The 18,446-nt window shown below is 62.6% G+C and carries 16 protein-coding genes; 9 read left to right on the top strand and 7 right to left on the bottom strand.

The annotated features are described in order from the left end of the window. Window positions 1–2 precede the first annotated feature (2 nt). The gene (locus VGD45_RS21510; RefSeq protein ID WP_331157405.1) at window positions 3–1,517 is read right to left on the bottom strand and encodes a CoA-acylating methylmalonate-semialdehyde dehydrogenase; all 1,515 of its coding nucleotides are present in this window, start codon (window positions 1,515–1,517) and stop codon (window positions 3–5) included. Window positions 1,518–1,911: 394 nt separating this feature from the next. Between VGD45_RS21510 and VGD45_RS21505 the strand changes: the two genes are divergently transcribed. The 5 genes from VGD45_RS21505 (at window position 1,912) to VGD45_RS21485 (ending at window position 8,619) form a co-directional block, all read left to right on the top strand. Then, window positions 1,912–3,060 (top strand): AAA family ATPase, encoded by a 1,149-nt coding sequence (locus VGD45_RS21505; protein ID WP_331157404.1) that lies wholly within the window; start codon window positions 1,912–1,914, stop codon window positions 3,058–3,060. A 224-nt stretch (window positions 3,061–3,284) separates the two neighbouring features. Further along, complete coding sequence (gene thrA, locus VGD45_RS21500; protein WP_331157403.1) at window positions 3,285–5,759, top strand: bifunctional aspartate kinase/homoserine dehydrogenase I; 2,475 nt, start codon at window positions 3,285–3,287, stop codon at window positions 5,757–5,759. Then, window positions 5,756–6,688: a homoserine kinase gene (locus VGD45_RS21495; protein ID WP_331157402.1), complete on the top strand. Its 933-nt coding sequence runs from the start codon at window positions 5,756–5,758 to the stop codon at window positions 6,686–6,688. Before thrA ends, VGD45_RS21495 begins: the two co-directional genes overlap by 4 nt. 44 nt (window positions 6,689–6,732) lie before the next feature. Beyond that, window positions 6,733–8,034 carry a threonine synthase gene (thrC, locus tag VGD45_RS21490; RefSeq protein ID WP_331157401.1) on the top strand — a complete coding sequence of 434 codons (1,302 nt, stop codon included), beginning with the start codon at window positions 6,733–6,735 and terminating at the stop codon, window positions 8,032–8,034. A 3-nt stretch (window positions 8,035–8,037) separates the two neighbouring features. After that, a complete protein-coding gene (locus tag VGD45_RS21485; protein WP_331157400.1) occupies window positions 8,038–8,619 on the top strand; it encodes an NERD domain-containing protein in 582 nt (193 codons plus the stop codon). A gap of 10 nt (window positions 8,620–8,629) precedes the next feature. Here the strand turns inward: VGD45_RS21485 and VGD45_RS21480 are convergent, their stop codons facing one another. Together VGD45_RS21480 and VGD45_RS21475 are read right to left on the bottom strand one after the other, a co-directional pair. Then, window positions 8,630–10,054, bottom strand: coding sequence for a M20 family metallopeptidase (locus tag VGD45_RS21480; RefSeq protein ID WP_331157399.1), 1,425 nt, complete (start codon window positions 10,052–10,054; stop codon window positions 8,630–8,632). 20 nt (window positions 10,055–10,074) lie between these two features. Further along, window positions 10,075–10,914 (bottom strand): TatD family hydrolase, encoded by an 840-nt coding sequence (locus VGD45_RS21475; protein ID WP_331157398.1) that lies wholly within the window; start codon window positions 10,912–10,914, stop codon window positions 10,075–10,077. A gap of 60 nt (window positions 10,915–10,974) precedes the next feature. Between VGD45_RS21475 and VGD45_RS21470 the strand changes: the two genes are divergently transcribed. From VGD45_RS21470 to kynA, 3 genes are read left to right on the top strand one after another with little or no spacing between them, the layout of a single operon-like run. Next, window positions 10,975–11,727 (top strand): tetratricopeptide repeat protein, encoded by a 753-nt coding sequence (locus tag VGD45_RS21470; RefSeq protein WP_331157397.1) that lies wholly within the window; start codon window positions 10,975–10,977, stop codon window positions 11,725–11,727. A 36-nt stretch (window positions 11,728–11,763) separates the two neighbouring features. Continuing rightward, complete coding sequence (locus tag VGD45_RS21465) at window positions 11,764–12,498, top strand: SprT family zinc-dependent metalloprotease (RefSeq protein ID WP_331157396.1); 735 nt, start codon at window positions 11,764–11,766, stop codon at window positions 12,496–12,498. Between the two features lie 28 nt (window positions 12,499–12,526). Beyond that, window positions 12,527–13,396, top strand: coding sequence for a tryptophan 2,3-dioxygenase (gene kynA, locus VGD45_RS21460; protein WP_331157395.1), 870 nt, complete (start codon window positions 12,527–12,529; stop codon window positions 13,394–13,396). 11 nt (window positions 13,397–13,407) lie between these two features. Here the strand turns inward: kynA and VGD45_RS21455 are convergent, their stop codons facing one another. The 3 genes from VGD45_RS21455 to msrP form a co-directional block, all read right to left on the bottom strand. Continuing rightward, a complete protein-coding gene (locus tag VGD45_RS21455; protein ID WP_331157394.1) occupies window positions 13,408–14,325 on the bottom strand; it encodes a class I SAM-dependent methyltransferase in 918 nt (305 codons plus the stop codon). Window positions 14,326–14,419: 94 nt separating this feature from the next. Further along, window positions 14,420–15,085 carry a protein-methionine-sulfoxide reductase heme-binding subunit MsrQ gene (gene msrQ / locus VGD45_RS21450; RefSeq protein ID WP_331157393.1) on the bottom strand — a complete coding sequence of 222 codons (666 nt, stop codon included), beginning with the start codon at window positions 15,083–15,085 and terminating at the stop codon, window positions 14,420–14,422. A 14-nt stretch (window positions 15,086–15,099) separates the two neighbouring features. After that, window positions 15,100–16,065: a protein-methionine-sulfoxide reductase catalytic subunit MsrP gene (gene msrP, locus VGD45_RS21445; protein WP_331157392.1), complete on the bottom strand. Its 966-nt coding sequence runs from the start codon at window positions 16,063–16,065 to the stop codon at window positions 15,100–15,102. 185 nt (window positions 16,066–16,250) lie between these two features. Between msrP and creD the strand changes: the two genes are divergently transcribed. After that, entirely contained in the window at window positions 16,251–17,576 is a 1,326-nt protein-coding gene (gene creD, locus VGD45_RS21440) for a cell envelope integrity protein CreD (RefSeq protein WP_331157391.1), read from the top strand. On the opposite strand, the gene VGD45_RS21435 is transcribed toward creD, so the two are convergent. Then, window positions 17,542–18,408 (bottom strand): GFA family protein, encoded by an 867-nt coding sequence (locus VGD45_RS21435; protein WP_331157390.1) that lies wholly within the window; start codon window positions 18,406–18,408, stop codon window positions 17,542–17,544. The two genes, creD and VGD45_RS21435, sit on opposite strands and share 35 nt — an antisense overlap. Window positions 18,409–18,446 lie beyond the last annotated feature (38 nt).

The following is an 18,446-nucleotide window of genomic DNA, read 5'->3' as shown; positions in this document are numbered from 1 at the left end:
GATTATTTCGCCACCGGCATGGAGAACTCCGCGCCCTTGCCGATGCTATCGGGCCAGCGCTGCATGATGCTCTTGTAGCGTGTGTAGAAGCGCACGCCTTCCTCGCCGTAGGAATGATGATCGCCGAACAGCGAGCGCTTCCAGCCCCCGAACGAATGCCACGCCATCGGCACAGGAATAGGAACGTTGATGCCCACCATGCCGGCCTGCACCAGCCTTGAGAATGTCCGCGCGGCGTTGCCGTCCGACGTGAAACACGCCGCGCCATTGGCGAACTCATGTTGATTGATGAGATTCACCGCGGCCGCCAGATCCGGCACGCGCACCACTGACAGCACGGGCCCGAAGATTTCCTCCTGGTAGATCTTCATGCCGGCCGTCACTCGATCGAACAGCGTGGCTCCCGTAAAGAATCCCTGGCTGCCGCTACGCACCTTGTGCGTGCGACCATCCACCACCAGCTTCGCGCCTTCTTTCTCACCCTGCGCGATGTAGCCTTCCACCTTCTCGCGATGAGCCGCTGTAACGAGTGGACCCATCTCGCTATTCGCGTCCATGCCGTTGCCGATCTGCAGAGTCTGTGCGCGCTTGGCCAGTTCGGCGACGAGTTTGTCCGCAACTTCGCCGACCGCCACAGCGACGGAAATCGCCATGCATCGCTCGCCCGCAGAGCCGTAGGCCGCGCCGACCAGCGCATCGACCGCTTGATCGAGATTGGCGTCTGGCATCACGACCAGGTGATTCTTCGCGCCGCCGAGTGCCTGCACGCGCTTGCCGTGCTTCGCGCCTTCGGCATAGATGTACTGCGCGATGGGCGTGGAGCCGACGAACGAGAGCGCGGCCACATCTGGATGGGCGAGCAGGGCATCGACCGCGACCTTATCTCCCTGCACTACATTGAACACGCCGTCGGGCAGACCCGCTTCACGCAGGAGATCGGCGACCAGCAGACTCGGCGAAGGATCGCGCTCCGAGGGTTTGAGCACGAAGGTGTTGCCGCAAGCGAGCGCCACCGGATACATCCACATGGGCACCATCACCGGGAAATTGAACGGCGTGATGCCCGCGACCACGCCCAGCGGCTGGCGCAGATTCCAATTGTCGATGCCGCCGCCGATGTTGTCGGAGTGATTGCCCATCAGCAGATGCGGGATGCCACAGGCGAACTCGACGACCTCGATACCGCGAGTCACTTCGCCGCGCGCATCGGACAGCACCTTGCCGTGTTCGCGCGTGATGGCGGCGGCGAGCGTGTCGTGGTTGCGTTCGAGCAGCTCTTTGAACTTGAAAAGAATGCGCGCCCGGCGGAGTGGGGCGGTCTCGGCCCAGGCGGGGAAAGCCGCTTTCGCAGCGGCCACTGCAGCGTTTACATCTTGCGCACTGGCCAGGTGCACGCGTCCCACCACCTGCCCGGTGGCGGGGTTGAACACATCGCTTGCTCGGCCAGAGGTGGCCACGACGGCGCGGCCGCCGATGACGTGATGAATATCGGACGGAGATTGCAGCACAGCGCTCACGATACGAACCTCTTGTGGATCGAGCGATGGTAACGGGCCGGCAACGCGGGAGGAGTAATTTCCTCGGCGCAGTCTGCGCGGAGCGGGCGAGCTCGCGGCCCTCCATCGGCCGCAGGATCGCTTGTACTGCGGCGACACAGGGATTATTGTCCGCTCCGACGCGCGCAAGGATGTGTGCCAAGCAACCTTAACTAAGTCAGCGAGTTACGGACACTTCCAGCCCCGATACATGACTGCATCCGACTTGTCCGTTTTGCCCATTTCCATCGGCTTCGGTCTCGCCACCGAGCCGTTCGCCGATACCGCGGATGACGCCTTCTTTTTCCCGAGCGATCAGCACCTGCGCGCGCTGGAGTTCATGGGCCACTCGCTGTGGACCAAATCGCGTCTGGGCGTGGTCACCGCCGACAATGGCTGCGGCAAGAGCCTGCTGATCAAGCGCTTGCTCAAGGATCTGGACGAGCGCGTGACCGTGGCATCGGTCCAGCGCGAGCACATCGGGCCCCGCGAATTCCTGCTGGAAATCCTGCGTCAGTTCGGCTTCGCGCTCGGCGACGATGACAAGACCGATCGCCGTCGCCTGCTCGAACGCTTTCTCGCTCACCAGGCCGCCGCCGGCCGGCTGTGCCTGCTGATCGTCGAGAACGCGCAAAGCATGCATCCTTCGGTGTTGGAGGAGTTGCGCTGTCTGGCCGCCATCGAGCACGACGGCGTGCGTGTGCTGAAAATGCTGTTGTTGGGACAACCCGCGCTCAACCTGGTGCTCGAATCGCCTCGCATGATCGAGCTGATGACGGGCAACGTCTCCCGCTTTTCGCTGAGTGCGCTCAGCGAGGATCAAACCGCTGCCTATGTGGCCCATCGGTTGCGAGCCGCCGGTGCGCCGAATCCGGACGCACTGATGCCGTCCGCTTTGTTGCCGCAGATCCACGCCTGCAGTCTGGGGGTACCAGCCAGCATTAATAAGCTGTGCAACCGGGCCCTCGTTCATGCGCGAGAGGAAGGCGCGTCGTTGGTGACGGCGTCGGCGTTGGACAAAGCGATCGAGGATCTCGGCTGGATGCGCCGCCGCTTGCGCCTCGAGAACGCGGTCCTGGAACAGGTGGCAGCGCTCACACAGACGCCCAGTCAGGCCAAGCTGGTCATCACCATGCAGGGCGAGGCCGAACGGGAATTGCCGCTGAAGTCCGACCGCATGCTGGTCGGGCGGGGCGAAGAGGCCGACGTGCGCATCGACTCGGTGTTCATCAGCCGCTATCACGCGCTGATCGTGCGCGATGGCAACCGGGACCTGCTGCTCGACCTGGGCAGCACCAACGGGCTGCTGGTGAACTCGCGCCGGATCTTGCGCCGGGCCCTGCGGCATCGCGACCTGATCCAGATTGGCCCCGCGCGGGTCATGTACATCAACGAACAAGCCAACAACGTGCAGCCGGACCCCGGCGAGACGTTGCTGCTCGCCCGGCCGGGCCTGCCGGTCGCCGCCGGCGACGAGGAACCCTCGACGCTGCTGGCCTTCGGGCGGCTGAACCCGTCGGCTTAAGGCGTTACCCGAACCGGGACATGGCGCAAGGCCGCGGTCGCTTCCGACCGAAAATATGAGAAAAAATGCCGCTGACACCGCAGCTTGCGCCATTCTGCCGCTGTCAGTAGAGTGTCGGCCTCCCAAGCGCCGCCCCCTTCATCCACTGATCCTGTGCCGGTCAGGCAGACGGGAAGGTGTGCGTGCGCGGGATTGGCATCCTCTAGCTAAAAGAGATCAGACAAGTGGAGCGCTGGCGCGTACATAAATTCGGCGGCTCGAGCGTCGCCGATGCGGTTTGCATGGAGCGCGTGGCCCGGATCCTGGAACAGGATCCGCATCCTCGCCTTGGTGTGGTTCTGTCGGCCTGCCGCGGCGTGACCGACGGCCTGCTGAACCTGGTGATTGCAGCCGAGCAGCAGGAGACGACGCTCGCCGAGCGCATCGAGCAACTGCGCCATCGTCATCAAGTCATTGCGGACACGCTGCTCCCGGACGGTGCGCGCGTCGAGTACATGACCAAGCTGGAACAGGACTGCCGCGATATCGCCGGCATCCTGCAAACGGTGAAGCTGATTCGTTCGGCTTCGCAGACCGTGCGTGATCTCATCGCTGGTTACGGCGAGATCTGGTCCACCCGATTGTTCAGTGCGTACCTGCGCCATCGAGGCCGTCGGCCCGGCAGCGTGCAGTGGGTCGATGCTCGCGATGTGGTCTCTGTCGAATGGGGCCCGCTGGGTCCGGCTGTGCGTTGGGATGTTTCCCAAGCAAACATGGACCGCGTTACGCCGTCCGAGCCTGCGACGCTGATCATCACTGGCTTCGTCGCGCGCGACCCCAATGGTTTGCAGACCACGCTCGGCCGTAACGGCAGCGACTTCTCCGGCTCGATCTTCGGCGCGCTGCTGGACGCCGAAGAAATTCACATCTGGACCGACGTCGACGGCGTGCTCAGCGCCGATCCGCGCCTGGTGCCGGACGCGAAAGTCATCGACGCGCTTTCATACAACGAAGCGATGGAGCTGGCGTACTTCGGCGCGAAGGTCATTCATCCGCAGACCATGGCGCCCGCCGTCCGCAAGAGCATTCCCATCTGGATTCGCAACACGTTCGCGCCCGAGAAGGCCGGCACGCTGATTTGCGAGAAGCCCAATTCTCAGATCGCGGTCAAAGGCATCACCTGCATCGATCGTATCGCGCTGGTGAACCTTGAAGGCGCCGGCATGATCGGCGTCCCGGGCACCGCGCATCGTTTGTTCGGCGCGCTGCGCGATCATGGCATTTCGGTGATCCTGATCTCTCAAGGCAGCTCGGAACATTCCATCTGCTTCGCGATTCCCGAGGGCGAAGCGGCGCGCGCCGAAATGGTCGTGCGTCAGGCATTCGATCGTGAGTTGCGCGAAGGTCAGATTCAGAGCGTCGAAGTCGATGCGGGTTGCAGCATCCTCGCGGTCGTCGGCGACGGCATGGCCGGCTCGCACGGCGTCGCTGCCAAAGTGTTCGGCGCGCTGGGTTCGGCGGGCGTGAGCGTGCGCGCCATCGCGCAGGGCGCCTCCGAAAGAAACATTTCTGCGGTCATCGACGGCAAGCAGTCGTCGCGAGCGCTGCGCTCGGTGCATTCGAGCTTCTATCTGTCGCCGCACACGGTTTCCATCGGCTTGATCGGTCCCGGCACCGTCGGCGGTGTGCTGCTCGATCAGATTGGTTCGCAGATCGAGCGCCTGTCGCGCGATCTCAAGCTCGATTTGCGCGTGCGCGGCATCATGACGTCCAAGCGCATGCACCTCGCAAATCAGGAAGTGCCGCTGAATCGCTGGCGCGAGACGTTCGCGTCCAAGAGCGAGGACGCGGATCTGACCCGGTTTGCCGAACACGTGCGCGCGGATCATTTGCCGCACGCTATCATCATCGATTGTTCGTCGAGCTCCGACGTGGCCGCGCGCTATCCGGCGTGGCTCGCCAGCGGCATCCACATCGTCACGCCGAACAAGAAAGCGAACAGCTCCGAGCTGGAGTTGTACGGCCGGCTGCACGAGGCTCGTCGTCAGGGCAACGCGCACTATTTGTATGAAGCGACTGTCGGCGCGGGCCTGCCGGTCATCCAGACATTGCGTGACCTGCGCGACACCGGCGATGTGATCCGTCGCATCGAAGGCATTCTGTCCGGCACGTTGGCGTATCTGTTCAACGTGTGGGATGGCTCGGAGCCGTTCTCGTCGGTGGTGCGCACAGCGAAGGCCAAGGGCTACACCGAACCGGATCCGCGCGACGATCTGTCCGGCCTGGACTTCGCACGCAAGCTCATCATTCTCGGTCGCGAGATGGGGCTGCGTCTGGAACTCGGCGACGTGCAGCTGGAAGGGCTGGTACCGCCGGCGCTGGCCAAGTGCGCGCCGGAAGAATTCCTGGATCGCTTGCCCGAATTCGACGCAACCATCGCGGATCGTCTGAAGGCGGCGCGCAGCCGGGATCGCGTGCTGCGCTATGTGGGCTCGTTGGATGCGGCGACTGGCAAGGCCTCGGTCGGCCTGGTCGAGCTGGAGCGTTCGCATACGTTTGCGAACATCAATCTCACCGACAACGTGGTCCGCTTCCTCACCTCGCGCTACAACCAGAATCCGCTGGTGGTGCAAGGTCCCGGCGCCGGTCCCGAAGTGACCGCGGGCGGCGTGTTTGGCGATCTGTTGCGCGTGTGCGCGTATCTTGGAGCAAGGCTTTGAGCAGGCAATCGGCGACGGCATTCGCGCCGGCGAGTATCGGTAACGTCGCGGTCGGCTTCGATGTGCTCGGCCACAGCTTCCAGGCCATCGGCGACAAGGTGACCGCGCGTCGCGTTGCAACGCCCGGCGTGAAGATCACCAAGATCACCGGCACCACGGTCGATCTGCCGCTCGACACGGAAAAGAACACGGCCGGCATGGCGGTCCTGAGCATGGTGCGGGATCTGAAGCTGGATTTCGGCATCGAGCTGGCGATCGAGAAGGGCATTCCGCTCGGCTCGGGCCTGGGCGGCTCGGCGGCTTCGGCTGTCGCGGGCGTGGTCGCGGCGAACGCGTTGTTGCCGAAATCGCTTACTCTGCTGGAGCAGTTGCAGTTCGCGTTGAAGGGCGAGCAGGTGGCCAGCGGCTCACGGCACGTCGACAACATCGCGCCGTCGTTGTTCGGCGGACTGGTGCTGACGGTCGGCATCGACAATCCCAACGTCAAACAGATTCCGGTGCCGCCGACGGTGCGCTGCGTGCTGGTCCATCCGCACATGGTGCTGTCGACCCGCGAGGCGCGCTCCATCCTGAGCCGCACGGTGGATCTGTCGAACGTGATCTGGCAGACGGCCAATATCGCCGGCTTTCTCACCGGCTGTTTCACAAGCGATTTACAACTGATTCGCGAATCGCTCGAGGACGTGATCATCGAGCCGCAGCGACAGGTGTTGATTCCCGGCTTCCAGGCGGTGAAGCAAGGGGCCATGAGCAACGGCGCCTTGGGCTGCTCCATTTCTGGTGCCGGGCCGACCATTTTTGCGTGGTGCGAACAACAACACGCCGAACGCGTCCGCGACGCGATGGTGGCGGGGTTTGCCACAGAAAAAATGGATAGCGATGCGTGGATTTCCACGCTCGACGCGGTGGGCGCGAGAGTAGTGGACTAGCGGAACGGAAAGCAGCGGACCATCAACGATCTCACTTTCGTTCCATGCACTACATAAGTACGCGAGACGCATCTCATAAAGCTTCGCTGAGCGAAGCCATCGCCCGTGGCATCGCGCCCGACGGTGGCTTGTATGTGCCCGGCGAATTCCCCCACTTCAATACGCGCCAGTTCGACGGCGTCACCGAGTTGCCCGAAATCGGCGCCACACTGCTGGCGCCGTTCGCCGAGGGCGATCCGCTGGCGGCGGAGCTGGGCGCCATTTGTCGCGAGGCATTCAATTTCCCCGCGCCATTGGTGACGCTAGATCAGGCGCCCGCGCCGGCTTCGGTGCTGGAGCTGTTCCACGGCCCCACCTGCGCCTTCAAGGATTTCGGCGCCCGCTTCCTCGCGGCGTGCCTGGAGCGCATCCGGCGCAATGAGCCGCGCAAGCTCACCATCCTCGTCGCCACCTCGGGCGATACGGGCGGCGCGGTGGCCGCGGCGTTTCACAACAAGCCCTGGGTCGAAGTGGCCGTGCTGTATCCCAAGGGGCTCGTGTCCGAGCGCCAGGCGCAGCAGCTGTCCTGCTGGGGCGGCAATGTGCGCACCTTCGCCGTGAAGGGCAGCTTCGACGAGTGCCAGCGCATGGTGAAGGAGGCGTTCCTCGATCCTTCGCTCAAGGAATCGCATCAGCTGTCTTCGGCGAACAGCATCAACATCGGCCGGTTGCTGCCGCAGATGGTGTACTACGCCAAGTCGAGCCTGGAGCTGTGGCGTCAGCTGGGGCGGCGCCCGAACTACATTATTCCGACCGGCAACCTCGGCAACGCCATGGCTTGCGTATGGGCGCGGCATGTCGGCTTGCCCATCGGGGAGATCGTGCTCGCGACCAATGCCAACCAGACGGTGACGGACTTCCTGCGCTCGGGCGAATGGCAGCCGCGCGCGAGCGTGCCGACGCTGGCTTCGGCGATGGACGTGGGTAACCCGAGCAACATGGAGCGCTTGCGCTCGTTGCATCCGGATTTCGAGGAACTGCAGGGCCAGGTGGGCGCCTCGAGCGTGGACGACATCGAGATCCGCGGCACATTGCGTCGTGACTCGCACGAGCTCGACCGCATCTGGTGTCCGCACACGGCCACCGCGGCCAAGGTCTATCGACGCATGTTGTCCCGAGGCGCGCGAGGCCATTGGGTGATCGTCTCGACGGCGCATCCAGCCAAGTTCAACGACATCGTCGAACCGCAGACCGGGCGCGAAGTGCCCGTGCCGCCGGCGCTGGCGACGCTGCTGTCGCTGCCGCGCCAGGAGACGGAACTGGAGCCCTCGCTGCAGGCTTTACGGACGCAATTGCAACATAAATAACCCATGCAGCTTCCCGAGCAGATTCCGTTCTGGGCGATCCCAGCCGCCATCGTCGCGGCTGTCGTGGCTCTGTGCGTCTGGGTGTATTGGCTGATCCGTCAATATCAGTACCGCAAAGCCATCGACGCGGCGATCGCCAACGTCGCGTACGAGATGCTGAAGAACGTGCTGATTCCGAACGGCAACGGCGGGCAGATCCACGTGCACTATCTGCTGCTGACCCAACGCGGACTGTTGGTCGCGGATCTGCTGGATCGCCCGGGTGCGATCTTCGGCGGCGATCAGATGCTGGAGTGGACGGCGATCGGCAAGAAGCAGCGTTATACCTTTCCTAATCCACAGCACGCGCTGTATGACCGGATGGCGGCGGTGAAGCTGCTGACAGGTGAAGTACCGGTGGAAGGTCGTCTGCTGTTCACCTTGCGCAGTGACTTCCCGAAGGGGAAGCCCCGCAATGTGTTACGAATCGATGACCTCACGGATGATTTCCCGCCCGTCGACAAGGCCCGTGGAAATATCACGGCGGCGTTCGGTGACGTTTGGGCGAACGTGAAGCGTCACGCGGAATCGAATCCCATCGCCTAAAAGAAGGGCGCTAGGCCCTTCTGTAATGTTCGGCGACGACCTGGGCGACGCAGGCGGTGACTCGTTTGCCGGTTGCGATTTCCAAGAACTCGTTGGGGCCATGGGCGTTGGATTGCGGGCCGAGGACGCCGGTGACGAGGAATTGGGTTTTGGGAAACTTGGCGCTCAGCATGCCCATGAAGGGGATGGTGCCGCCGACGCCCATGTACATCGCGTCCTTGCCGAAGAAGTTCTTCGAGGCCGCGGACATCGCGGCGGCCAGCCAGGGAGCGGTGGAGGGGGCGTTCCAGCCTTCGGCGCCGGGGTCGGCGTCGTAACGAACCTTGGCGCCGTACGGCGGATCCTTTTCCAATGTTTCTTTGATGGCGCTCGCGGCCCGCTCCGGATCGACGCCGGGCGGAATGCGGAACGACAGCTTGAACGCGGTGTACGGCCGTAACACATTGCCAGCGTTGGGCAGGCTGGGAATGCCGTCGACGCCAGTGACCGAGAGCGTCGGACGCCAGGTGCTGTTCAACAGCAGCTCCGCGGGATCTTTGTCCATCGGCTGCATGCCTTCGACCATGGGCAGCTTGCGATAGACCTCATCGCCCAGGGCCTTTGCCGCGGCCTGCGCCTGTTTCAAACGGTCTTCTGGAATCTTTGTATGCAAGGCGTCGAGCTTGATACGTCCGGTCGCCGCATCCTCGACGCGTTCGAGCACGCTACGAGCGATCCGCATGCTGGACGCCGCAATACCGCTCGCCATGCCCGAGTGCACGCCTTCACGCAGCACATCGACACGCAACGTGCCGGTGAGATTGCCGCGCAGGGACGTCGTGCACCAGAACTGATCGTAGTTGCCACACTCGGCATCCAGACACACGACCAGCGAAGGCTCACCAATGCGCGAAGCCAGCGCATCGATATACGCCGGCAGATCCGGACTGCCACTCTCTTCGCTGCCTTCGATCAGAATCACACAGCGCGCGTGAGGAATCTTCTGCTCGGCGAGCGCCTTCAGCGCCAGCAATGAACCGAACACCGCGTAACCGTCGTCCGCGCCGCCGCGGCCATACAAGCGGCCATCGCGAATCACCGGCGTCCAAGGTCCGAGCCCCTCGGCCCAGCCAGTGAACTCCGGTTGCTTGTCCATGTGCCCATACATCAGCACGCAATCGTCGCTCGACTTGGCCGCGCCCGTGCCGGGGACGTCAATGAACAGCAGCGGCGTGCGGCCGGGCAGGCGGACGATCTCGGTTTTCATGCCGGGCAACGCATTCGCCTCGCACCACTGGCGCATCAGCTCCGCGGCGGCGTCCATGTGACCGTGTTTTTCCCACTCCTTGTCGAAGTGCGCGGACTTGTTCGGAATCCGAATGTATTCGCACAGCGCCGGCACGATGGACTTGTCCCAGACCTCGCCCACGTAGCGCAACAGTTGCTCGGTATTCATTCCTGATGTCTCCGGTTCGGTCAGGCAGTGTGCCAGTTGAACAGGCGTAACGCATTGGCGGTGGTGACCTCCGCCAACATTTCGGCGGATTCGCCGCGTGCCTCGGCGATCGCAGCCAGCACATGCGGGAGATACATGGGCTCATTGCGACGGCTTTGCGGCTTGGGCTGCAGATCGCGCGGTAACAAGTAGGGCGCATCGGTTTCGATCAGCAGGCGCTCGGCCGGGATGTGTCGCACGACTTCGCGCAGATGATGACCCCGTCGCTCGTCGCAGATCCAGCCAGTGATGCCGATGTACAAATCCAGGTCGAGATAGGCGCGCGCTTCTTCCAGTCCGGCGGTGAAGCAATGCGCGACACCGCCCGTCAAGTGCGCGCGATGCTTGCGCATGACCGTCATGAAATCTTGGTGCGCGTCGCGCTGATGGAGGAATACAGGCTTGCGCACTTCAGCCGCGAGCTCCAGCTGTTCCTCGAAGGCCTTGAGCTGCGCCGAGTGCGGCGAGAAGTCACGAAAGTAATCCAGACCGCATTCGCCGACCGCGAGCACCTCCGGTCGCCGAGCCAAGTCGTTGAAGGCTTGCAGCTGCGTCGAATCCAGATCCACCGCGTGATGCGGATGGACGCCAGCCGTGCAGCGCATGTGCTCGGGATATCGCTGCACGAGGTCGATGGCGGCATGTGTGCTCGCAAGCGAACTGCCCGTGATCAGCATGCGCGTCACGCCTACTTCGTAAGCGCGCTGAATGACCGCGTCGCGGTCCTGATCGAAGCTGTCGTGAGCCAGGTTGATGCCGATGTCCAGCAGCGCCGGCGGTCGTCGTGAAGTGCTGGAATTTCGAGCTGGATCAATCGTCATCGTGGAGGTCTGTGTTATCTTCCAGCCATGAATTGTAGTGCATGGCCACGGCTCTCAGGAGTGGGGCGCTTACTGCTGCCGTTGCTGCTTGCGGCGACTTCCGCGACGGCCGAATCCACCGCCGAGTTCGACGATGCAGTGGCCCGGTTGCAGTTTGCGTTTTACACCGGCGATAGCCGCGGGCTCGAAGAAGTGCTCGGTGAGCTAGGCGAATTCGAGGTCGACGCGGGACTCAACGCGGCGAAGTCCTATCAGCTCGCATACGGCAACTGGAAGCTCGCGGAGCTTCTGGGAAATCCCCAGGACGAGCGTGCACGAACATCGAGCAGGACCACCGCGAGCAAAGCGGCCAAGACCTGCGTTCAGCATGCGCGCGACGCCATCGGGAAAGATTCGCGGATCGCCGATATCTATGCCATCGAGGCGGTATGCGACACCTTTTCGCCGGGACCGGCAAAGAACGGCTCCTCGGCATGCGCGCGTAGTAAATCCATGCGCACGGCGTTGACCTTGGGCGCCGAGAATCCACGCGTTCAGTTTATCAATGCGCTGTGCGCTCCGGAGGTGGAGGGCGATCCAGCCGCGCTCGAACGCTGGCGGACCGTGGTCGCGAAGTTCGAGGCCGCGCCTCCCTCGCAGCCGGGCAAGCCCGACTGGGGCCACGCGGAGGCGCTGATGCTGTTGGGGCAAAGCTACTTGAAGCGCGGGGAGATGGTCGCGGCGCGCGATGTGCTGGAAAGAGCCCTGGTGCTTGCGCCAGACTACCGGCAGGCGCAAAAGCTATTGCAGACGGCGGCCAATCGGCCCAAGTGACCGACGCCGCCGAAAGTTGAGTTGTCGTCCCGATTCATGTCCGCACAACTGCAGCTGTTCGAAGCACGTGACTCGTCCGAGCGCTGGACTGTGCGCGTGAGTCGTCGTGCGCGGCGCATGTCGGTACGAGTGTATCCAGGCGGGCGAGTCGAAGTGGTCGTGCCGCCGGGCGTCCCGTCGACCACCGTGCAACGTTTCGTCGGCACGCACAGCCAGTGGATTTCCCGGCGCGTCGAAGATTTGAGCGCGGTGGGCGTGCCGGTCACCGCCGGTCCGCCGACGACCATCGACGTGCCCGCCATCGGGCGCAGCTTCAAGGTCGAATACGAAACTACGCGCTCGACCTCGATCCGGCCGCAACTCTTCGACAACGACCTGCTGCGCATTTTCGGCCCCGTGCACGATGAAGCGGCGATCGGCACGGCCTTGCGCGAGTGGCTGTCCGACTTGGCCTACGACGAGATGGGCAAGCAGCTGGCGTTGGTGGCGCGCGAGCTGGGATTGAGTTTCAGTCGTATACAAATTCGCCGTCAGCGCACGCGCTGGGGCAGCTGCTCGGCGACCGGCACCATCAGCCTCAACGTGTGTCTGATGTTTCTGCAGCCGGCGGTGGTGCGCTATCTGTTCGTTCACGAGCTGTGCCACACGCGTCACATGAATCATTCGCCTCGGTTCTGGGCGCTGGTCGAGCATCACGAGCCCGACTACCGGAGGCTGGACAGAGAGCTGCTGCGAGGCTGGCAGTCGGTGCCGGCCTGGATGTTCGAGTAGCGCTGCCCGATCGAGTAGAATCGGGGTCATGGCCAATTCCGACAATCCCCCCCGCGACCTGACCAGTCGCCCGGTCGACTTCTCCGACGAACAGGTCCACTGGGATCTGGGCGAATCGCAGAGCTATGGCGAATACCTCGGCTTGAGCCAGATCCTGAGCGCGCAACGGCCGGTCTCCTTCGAGCACGATGAGATGTTGTTCATCATCATCCATCAGGCCTCGGAGCTGTGGATGAAGCTGTGCCTGCACGAGCTGACGGCGGCGCGCGAGCACATCCGGCGCGACGATCTCGGGCCGTCGTTCAAAATGTTGGCGCGGGTGTCGAGAATCCAGCAGCAGCTGGTGCAGTCGTGGGACGTGCTGGCGACCATGACGCCGGCGGAATATTCGCTGTTTCGCAATCAGCTCGGGCGGGCGTCGGGATTCCAGTCGGTCCAGTACCGGATGCTGGAGTTCATCATCGGCAACAAGAACGCGGACACCATCGAGGTGCATCGTCGCGACGCGAAGGCATACGAAGATCTGCAGCGGGCGCTGCAGAGCCCGAGCATCTACGACGAAACATTGCGACTGCTGAGTCGTCGCGGCTTCGAGATTCCGCAGGAATATCTGGACCGCGACTGGTCACAGCCGTACCAACCGAGCAAACAAGTCGCCGCCGCGTGGCTCGCGGTGTATCACAGTGTCGAGGACAACTGGGATCTGTACGACCTGGCGGAGAAGCTGGTCGACCTCGATCACAAGTTCCAGCTCTGGCGCTTCAGCCACATGAAAACGGTCGAGCGCATCATCGGCTACAAGCGCGGCACGGGCGGCACGGGCGGTGTCTCGTATCTGAATAAGGCGCTGGAGCTGCGGTTCTTTCCGGAGCTGTGGACGATTCGGACGTCGATGTAACGGGCCTGGCCCTAATGCCGAAGCGTTGCGACGGAGAGGCATTCGGGGCCGAGCCCTACGGCGCCTAGCGCGTGGCGGATGCCGGCGATGCCGGCTTCGACGAGGTTGCCTTTCTTGAGCGACCTTCCGATTCGCAACCGGTTGTACGGATCGGTGGTGGAGAAGTGCTCCACGTGCAGGCCGGCGGAGCTGAGCATCTTGGTGATGGCCCGGCGATCGAAATAAAACAAGTGCTGGTTCTGGAAGCCTGCGATGGTGAACCCGGTGCGCTTGCCGCGTTTCAACAGACGGCGGTGCATGAAGTACTTCGGTACCTCCACACACAGCCAATAGGGCTTGAAGAAAAACAAATCCGAATTCGGATGCCGTAACAACAACACCCCCTCAGGCTTCAGCATGCGTCGGATTTTCACCAGCACCGCCTGCGGATCCGAAAGGTGCTCGATCACATTGAGTAACAACACCACGTCGTAAGACGCTTCGGGCAACTCGATATCTTCCATCCGCCCCACGTGCAGCGGCCCATTGTATTTGACGCGATTGGCCGAGTCGGCGAACTCGACGCCTTCGACGTTGGGAATGCCTTTGCTCTGCAGCCAGGCGAGGAAATCTCCCGTGCCACAGCCAATTTCGATCAGGCGCTGCGGCTTGGGAACATACTGAGTGAGGGTGCGATAGAAATGTTCCATCAGCACCGGATTGTTATTGGTCGAATCCTCGTACACATCGTAGTTATAGATGTGGCCCAGGTCCCGCACGTCGGGCGTGGGATTGAGATAACGCAGGCCGCACTTGACGCATTCCACGATGCGTAGCTTGCCGCCAAAGACCTGGTTCTCGGGCAAGGTGCGAATCAGCTTGTCCGCCAGGATTTTTTCTGGCGTGGCGGTGCAGCACTGAATGCAGTGGGTCTCGACGACACGCAGCATGCCGGACTCCCATTGTTTGTTTTTGGGAGTCTAACTCTCGGGAATTCGCGGTTCCGTAAGTAGGCACCGCGTGTCGGAAGGCTTGGCAATCCGCTCAAGGATTGTCGGGAAGATTCTCGCCAAGAGATTTAGGGGCCGGGCGGCTGACGACGGTTCGCTGGGGTCGCATCCGGGCTTGCCACCCACGCCAGCCGAGCAGCACCAGCACGATGCCGAGATAGATGAGCGGCTCGGTGGTGTCCGCCTTCACTTGCCAGTAGTAATGCCACACGGCCAGCAAGCTGATGACGTAGACGAGTCGATGCAGCGACTTCCAGCGTTTGCCGAGTCTTCTCATCATCTTGTTGGTCGAGGTCACCGCCAATGGAATGAGCAGCAGCAGCGCCGTGAAGCCGATGGTGATGAAAGGGCGCTTGGAGATGTCTTCGAGAATGCCCGACCAGTACAGGCCCTGGTCGAGCAACAGCCAAGTGAGAAAGTGCATCAGCACGTAGAAAAAAGCATACAGCCCCAACATGCGGCGCAGTTGTACGAGCCAGGGTTGGCCGAACCAGTCGCGCACCGGTGTCACCGCTAAAGTAATCACCAGGAAACGCAGACCCCACTGACCGAACGTGTCTTGAACTTTCTCGACCGGATTCGTGCCCAGCGTGGCGCCGCCGATCTCGAACGCCGCCCACACGATCGACAGGAACGGCAGCGCGCACAGAACGAACAGCGCAGGCTTGATGACGCGGCGGATGACGGTCGGGGAGGGCATCGACGGGGCGGGGCTCAGTAGTACTTCTTCAAGTTCATGCCTTGGTACAGCGACGCGACTTCCTGCTCATAACCGTTGAACATCAGCGTCGGTACGCGCGAGCCGAACAAGCCGGCGCCGATCTTGCGCTCGCGCGCCTGGCTCCAGCGCGGATGATCGACTTTCGGATTGACGTTGGCATAGAAGCCGTACTCATGCGGCGCTGAGATATTCCACGTCGTCGGCGGTTGCCTCTCGGTGAAGTTGATCTCGACGATGGACTTGATGCCTTTGAAGCCGTACTTCCATGGCGTGATCAGGCGCAGCGGCGCACCGTTCTGATTCGGCAAGGTCTTGCCGTACAGGCCGACCGCCAGCAACGACAGAGGATGCATGGCCTCGTCGATGCGCAGGCCCTCGACGTAGGGCCAGTCGAGCGAGCGGCCGCGTTGACCCGGCATTTCCTCCGGTCGCAGCACCGTTTTGAAAGCGACGTACTTCGCCTTCGAGGTCGGCTTGAACGTCTTGAGCACGTCGGCGAGCGGCACGCCGTCCCACGGAATAATCATCGACCACGCTTCCACACAGCGCAATCGATAGACGCGCTCCTCGATGGTGTGGCCCTTGAGAATGTCTTCGAGGGCGAAGGTGCCTTTGTTCTCGGCTTCGCCTTTGACGGTGACCGTCCACGGCGCGGGTTTGAATCGGCCCGAGTTCGCGGCGGGATCGCCTTTGTCCAGGCCGAATTCGTAGAAGTTGTTGTAGCTGGTGATGTCTTCGTAACTGTTGGGCGGATCGCTCAGGCTGTATTTGGCGTTGCGCTGAGCTTTCAGATCCGTGACTGCGGCGGCCTCGGGCGTCCACCCCGAGCCGATGCCCGCGACGCCTGCCGCCAGGGCCGCCTGCAGCAGCCGACGACGGTTCAAATACACGCTCTCCGAAGTGATCTCGGAAGGACGAATGGCGGCGCTGTCGCCGGGACGGGGTCGACGGATCAACATGAGTTGCCTCGCGGCCGGCCCAAGCCGGCGGATTCACTTAAGACTCGTAGCATCAGACCGGAGTTTCGCGTCGGTCATTACATTGCCGCCACAATTCGCCCGAATTGCGTCGGCGGATTGCCCGCCCGCCGCGCCACCCTTCCCGCCAGTGTAAGCAGTGAAGCAATCACATGGGAGAGAAGGCGATGCGAATCATGGGGTCGGTAACGGCCAAGGCAGTGTTGATCGGCGTCATCGTGCTGGTGCTGTTGATTCCACTGGCGATGCTCAGGGGCGTGGTCACCGAGCGCGCAGGGCTGCGGCAGCAGGCGTATCAGCGGGTGGCTGAAGGGTGGGGAGGCGAGCTCACGGTCGGCGGGCCCATGCTGATCGTTCCCACCGAGCGCACGGTCATCGTCGACGACGAAGAGCGCGTCGTGCGCAATTACGTCTATCTGTTGCCGGCCCGGCTCGATGCCGATCTGGACGTGAAGCTCGAGCAAGAGCCGCGTTACGTTGGCATATACGCAGTGCCGGTGTACCTGTCGACAATGCGCCTGCAGGGCGAATTCGACTTCACCACATTGGAGCCGCTGAAGTCGGAATCGGGCGTCACCTATCTCTGGTCGCAGAGCCGGCTGCGATTGCCGCTCTCGAGCGTGGCGAGCCTGCGTGAGATCAAGCAAGCGAACTTTGCCGATCGAGCGGTGAAGCTTGGCCCCGCTGGTTCGGGCTCGTATTCCGGCATCGAAGCGCGAGTGGATCTGACCGAGCTGCATCAGAAGCCGGCGGCGACGTTCGACTTTGGCGCGGTGATCGCTGGCAGTCGCGCCGTGTCCATGATGCCCCTTGGCAGTGTCACCACGGTGAACATGAGCTCCAACTGGCCGCATCCCTCGTTCCAGGGCGCGTTCCTGCCGGTCGAGCGCAACATCACCGACCAGGGATTTCAGGCGCGCTGGCAAGTGCTCGAGCTGAATCGATCTTACGGTCAGTTTTGGCACGATGGAGAAGTGAGCGAGGGCGCGCTCGCGTCTTCGGCGCTCGGTGTGAGTCTGTTTCAACCGGTGGACATTTATCAACGCGGCGAGCGCGCGGTGAAATACGCCGTGCTGTTCATCGCGCTGACGTTCCTCACGTTCTTCGCGTGGGAGCAAGTGACGCGCAATCGATTGCATCCGCTGCAGTACCTGCTCGTGGGTCTCGCGCTCAGCATGTTTTATCTGCTGCTAATCGCGTTGTCCGAGCACATCGCGTTTGCCCTTGCCTATGTAGTGGCTGCCGCCGCGCTGGTGCTCTTGATCGGCGCATATCTGTCGGGTGCGCTACGTAGTGCGTGGCGCGGCGTGATCGCAGGCGGCGCGATGAGCCTGGTCTACGGGCTTCTCTACATGCTGGTGCTGTCCGAAGACTACAGCTTGTTGCTCGGCTCGATCATCCTGTTCGTCGCGCTGGCGGCGGTGATGCTCGCCACGCGCCGCCTCGACTGGTATCAGCTCAAACCGGAGGACCCGACTGATACTGAGGAATAGAGTCGGTGATCTCGAACCAGCAGGCTTTATCACCGACGAAGATGTGCATCGACGGTTGGACCCCTGGATCCGTATCCAGGGGTCCGAACGCCACGACCACGGCGCCGCGCTCCTTGGAAATACGGGGCACGTTGCCTCCGCACTTGGTGCAAAAGGAGATACCGAAATATTTTGCGTCGGGCACGCGATAGTCGCGGATGGGAGCGTCCTGACGCGTGAAGCGGAAGTCATCGAGTTTGTAGAACGCATTCGAAGCGTGCGCGGCGCTTCGTCCACGACGGCAGCGAGAGCAGTGACAGTTGGCCGTGCGCAGCGGCTTGCCCGTGATCTCATATTGGATGCTGTTACAAAGACAGCTGCCGAGAACCACGCCCTCGCGCGCCTGGACCACCGGACGCGTGATGCCGCCAACGCCGAACTCAGGTGGAAATTCTTCGTGCTGGGGCAAGTCGTCGGTGATCGTGTACCAGGGCGCCTTGGAGCCGACGAACACGTGACTCTGCGGCCGAATGCCGGGATCGCCCTCGAGATTGCCAGCGGGAATCAGCGCCAGATCCATCTCTTTGATCAAAGTCGGCGTGACCGAGCCGCAGTGACGACAGAAGCAGCGTCGGCCTTTTTCCGAGGACGCATAACAGTCGATCTGGTCCTCGCCGCTCAACCACTTGAAGCCCATCAACGGCGCCCCGACAAAGGTGGCGAACGCGGAACCATGATGCTTGCGGCACATCGAACAATGGCAATGCACCATCATGTTGAACGGGCCGCTCACTTGATAAGTGACCGCGCCGCATAGACAACTTCCCTGCAGATGAATCGACGCCTGCGTCATGACGGGTCCTGGACTGGTCCTGGGTAAAAAACTTTGTG

It is taken from the genome of Steroidobacter sp. (assembly GCF_036402275.1).
Lineage (GTDB): Bacteria > Pseudomonadota > Gammaproteobacteria > Steroidobacterales > Steroidobacteraceae > Steroidobacter.
Note: the sequence above shows the minus strand (reverse complement) of the source record. Positions and strands in the feature narration are given on the sequence as shown.